The following is a 3,506-nucleotide window of genomic DNA, read 5'->3' as shown; positions in this document are numbered from 1 at the left end:
TTCAGTGAGCGCCGCGTATACGGACCTTACTTATAATGGATAGAGGACTTTACCTTGTGTTGCAGGCTCGTCCCACAATGCGCGCCTGACGCGATTCCTGTACGTCGCCCCGTACTTTTGTGCTGCTCCGCCTCGGCGGAACCACTGCCTTCCGGAGCACCGTCACCGGTACCCCGTTGTGACAACACTATACCGTGGCTTCGCGTCTTCGACCCGCCTCCATCAGGCTGGGTTTGGGACTTGCCTTGACCTTCATGATTCTAAGGTGTAGGTTCACCCTTAAGACGTGTGCCGTGCCCGGCACACAACAAAACGCTGCACCAGAACGTGAGCGGCTGATCCGGGCATTCTACGGCGGCTGGTGAGCAGAAATTCGAACTGCAGAGGTTAAAAGTTGAAACAAAACATTTATGATAATGAAGAATTTTTTGAAGGCTATTCTGCGCTAAGAAAGAAGAATAAAGGATATAATGAATATCTTGAAGAACCTGCAATTGATAGCCTCTTACCAAATCTAAATAACCTCGATATATTAGACATTGGCTGTGGTTTTGGCTTCTTTTCAACAAAAGTCATCAAAAATGGAGGAAAATCATATCTTGGCGTTGACATATCCCAAAAGATGCTATCGAAAGCCAAACAGCTTGAAAATGAAAAGGTAAAATTTATAAATTCTTCAATAGAAGATTTTGATTATCACGAACAAAAATACGATGTTGTTGTATCTTCAGTTTGTCTTCATTACGTTGAAAACATAGATGATATTTTTAGAAAAATATTTCAGTCGCTTAAACCCTATGGCAATTTTATATTCTCGGTCGAGCACCCTATATGCACCTCATTATTAAAAGGTTGGCATACAAGCGAGTCAAAAATTCATTGGCCAATTGATAATTACTTCGATGAAACAAAAAGATACCAAAATTGGTTCACAGACAACGTTGTAAAATATCACAGAACAATTGAGACTTATGTTGGTTCCATAATACGCGCTGGTTTTACCCTATCAAACCTTTTAGAACCTTCTCCTTCAAAAAATGATATGAAATTAAGAGAAGACTTAATTGACCATTATCGACGGCCTGCATTACTTGTAATTAAGGCACAAAAAAACTGCTAACAATGCTAATTCAGCGGAATCAAAAAGCCGCGCCGCTGATTAGCGGCGTTAACTGTAAAAAGAACTCCCCCATGCAATTTTCAATAATGAAACCTGGACAAGAAGAAGCTGTAATCGATATTGTTAAAGAAGCTTTTGATGAAAAAGTTGCTCCTGATTATACTAAAGAAGGGATTGAAGAATTTTACAAATTTGCAAACAAAAAGACTTTGGCTGAAAGATCAAAAACCAATACGTTTACCTTAATCGCCTATCAGGGACAAAAAGCTGTTGGCATCATAGAAATCAAAGAATATTGTCATGTCTCTATGTTTTTTGTAAAACCTGAGTATCAAAAAAAAGGGTTTGGCAAAGCCCTGTTTAATGAAGCACTTTCTCTGATCTCTGCCCAAAAGAATGGGACAAGTAAGCTGACAGTTAATTCATCTTTAAACGCAGTTACTTCATATGAAAGACTTGGCTTTAAAATAAAGGCTAAAGAGCAGTGTTATAACGGTATTCGTTTTGTACCTATGGAACTTACATTATAAAAATCGGATTTTATGACTTGTCAGCTTTATGGGCTTGGTCAGGCATTTACCTTTTTTACAGCACTTTGGCTCCCATCCATTTGGCAATTACCCAATATTGCTCATTTTGTTGGCATAAGTTTATTTATAGTTGGTTTTTGTTATCGATTATGGGCAATTCGTACATTAGGACAATTTTATTCACATAGAGTTCGGACTCTCTCTCAACACCAAATGGTGGCCTCTGGCCCCTACCATTTTACTAGACATCCGGCCTACGCCGGAATGATCGTCGCTAATTTACCCTGCTCATGCGCCAGTGTTTCTTGAGGGAATTCCCACAAGTAATTCATTTACCCATACCTATCGGTCCGGGCACCGTTCAGGCCTTCACCGAGGTGAGCCCTCCGTGTGTTTTTTAAACACGGCTCATTTCCTCCGGCTACTATGCCCTCTGCTGACTTCTTCCATGCGGTCAAAGCAGGTTGCCCTGCCTTCAGCCAATTTCTGCTGCAAGCAGCATCCCGGGGCACATGGAAGGCCTCCCGGGGTAAGTCACACGTCTTTCAGCACCTGAGCGCCGCGTATACGGACGTTGCTTATAATGGATAGAGGACTTTACCTTGTGTTGCAGGCTCGTCCCACAATGCACGCCTGACGCGATTCCTGTACGTCGCCCCGTACTTTTGTGCTGCTCCGCCTCGGCGGAACCACTGCCTTCCGAAGCTCCGTCACCGCTACCCCGTTGTGATAACACTACGCCGTGGCTTCGCGTATTCGACCTGCCTCCATCAGGCTGGGCTTGGGACTTGCCTTGACCTTCATGATTCTAAGGTGTAAGCCCACCCTTAAGACGTGTGCCGTTCCCGGCACACAACAAATCACTGCACTGGATTTTTACTCCGCTGTGCTCCGTAAAAAGCAGTGAGTTCAAGCATGAAAAGAACGCTGACGCTAGTGGGGTGAAAAATAGCATAAAATAAAATATGCTACCCGTGAAGCAATTTTCAGCTTTGCCGGGTAACATGCGTTAGCATATTCACATTGGCGGATAAAAATATGTCAAACATATATTTTAACAAAAAAAACATATAAGATAAAATCAAATGGATAATTGGTTTACAATAGATCAAATTGACAGAGAAACTTTTATCATAAGCGAATACCGCCACTGGGAAGAAACACATTGTTATCTTTTAAATGGCTCTGAACGCAGTTTGCTGATTGATACCGGGCTTGGAATCTGTGACATCTATGATGAGGTCATCAGGCTAACTGACAAGCCGGTCACTGCCGTAGCTACTCACATTCACTGGGACCATATGGGCGGACATAGATTTTTCCCGGACTTTTACGCGCATGGGGCTGAACTGAACTGGCTTAACGGAGAATTCCCTCTGACAATGGATCAGATTAAAGGCATGGTCGTTGACCGTTGCGACTTGCCGGAAGGTTATGACGTAAGCAAATATACGTTCTTTCAGGGCAATCCGACAAGAGTGCTGAAGGATAATGATACAATTGACATAGGGGACCGCCTTGTTCAGATAGTCCATACGCCCGGCCATTCACCAGGGCATATGTGTTTTTGGGAAAGGGAGCGCGGGTATCTTTTTACCGGCGACTTGGTTTATAAACACACACTGTTTGCCTTCTTTCCGTCCACTGACCCAGAGGCGTACCTCAATTCCTTGAAACGGGTATCGGCGTTACCGGTCAAGCATGTGTTTCCTGCACATCACACTCTGGATATTCAGCCTGAGATTCTAGGCAGAATGCGTGATGCCTTTTGGCAATTGAAGGCTGAGGACAAATTGCACCATGGCACTGGCACGTTTGACTATGGCGACTGGGCAGTATGGCTATAAAAGTAAATA

At 43.4% G+C, this 3,506-nt stretch carries 4 protein-coding genes; all 4 read left to right on the top strand.

Annotated features, from left to right (window positions below; all coding sequences use genetic code 11):
• Positions 1 to 394: 394 nt before the first annotated feature.
• The 4 genes from ACYQ2M_RS24850 to ACYQ2M_RS24835 all read left to right on the top strand — a co-directional run bounded on the left by ACYQ2M_RS24850 (position 395) and on the right by ACYQ2M_RS24835 (position 3,497).
• Complete coding sequence (locus ACYQ2M_RS24850) at positions 395 to 1,120, top strand: class I SAM-dependent methyltransferase (protein WP_459919096.1); 726 nt, start codon at positions 395 to 397, stop codon at positions 1,118 to 1,120.
• Between the two features lie 86 nt (positions 1,121 to 1,206).
• Complete coding sequence (locus ACYQ2M_RS24845; RefSeq protein WP_459919095.1) at positions 1,207 to 1,650, top strand: GNAT family N-acetyltransferase; 444 nt, start codon at positions 1,207 to 1,209, stop codon at positions 1,648 to 1,650.
• A gap of 12 nt (positions 1,651 to 1,662) precedes the next feature.
• Positions 1,663 to 1,959, top strand: coding sequence for an isoprenylcysteine carboxylmethyltransferase family protein (locus tag ACYQ2M_RS24840; protein ID WP_459919094.1), 297 nt, complete (start codon positions 1,663 to 1,665; stop codon positions 1,957 to 1,959).
• Between the two features lie 776 nt (positions 1,960 to 2,735).
• Positions 2,736 to 3,497 carry an MBL fold metallo-hydrolase gene (locus tag ACYQ2M_RS24835; protein WP_459919093.1) on the top strand — a complete coding sequence of 254 codons (762 nt, stop codon included), beginning with the start codon at positions 2,736 to 2,738 and terminating at the stop codon, positions 3,495 to 3,497.
• The last annotated feature ends 9 nt before the right edge of the window (positions 3,498 to 3,506 follow it).

This window comes from Desulfocicer niacini (assembly GCF_054657595.1).
This window is presented reverse-complemented; position numbering and strand designations above follow the sequence as displayed.

What these genes read in the sequence shown, in the direction of transcription:
- ACYQ2M_RS24845 (WP_459919095.1), top strand. Translation starts at nt 1,207, where the DNA reads ATGAAACCTGGACAAGAAGAAGCTGTAATCGATATTGTTAAAGAAGCT.
- ACYQ2M_RS24835 (WP_459919093.1), top strand. Translation starts at nt 2,736, where the DNA reads ATGGATAATTGGTTTACAATAGATCAAATTGACAGAGAAACTTTTATC.
- ACYQ2M_RS24840 (WP_459919094.1), top strand. Translation starts at nt 1,663, where the DNA reads ATGACTTGTCAGCTTTATGGGCTTGGTCAGGCATTTACCTTTTTTACA.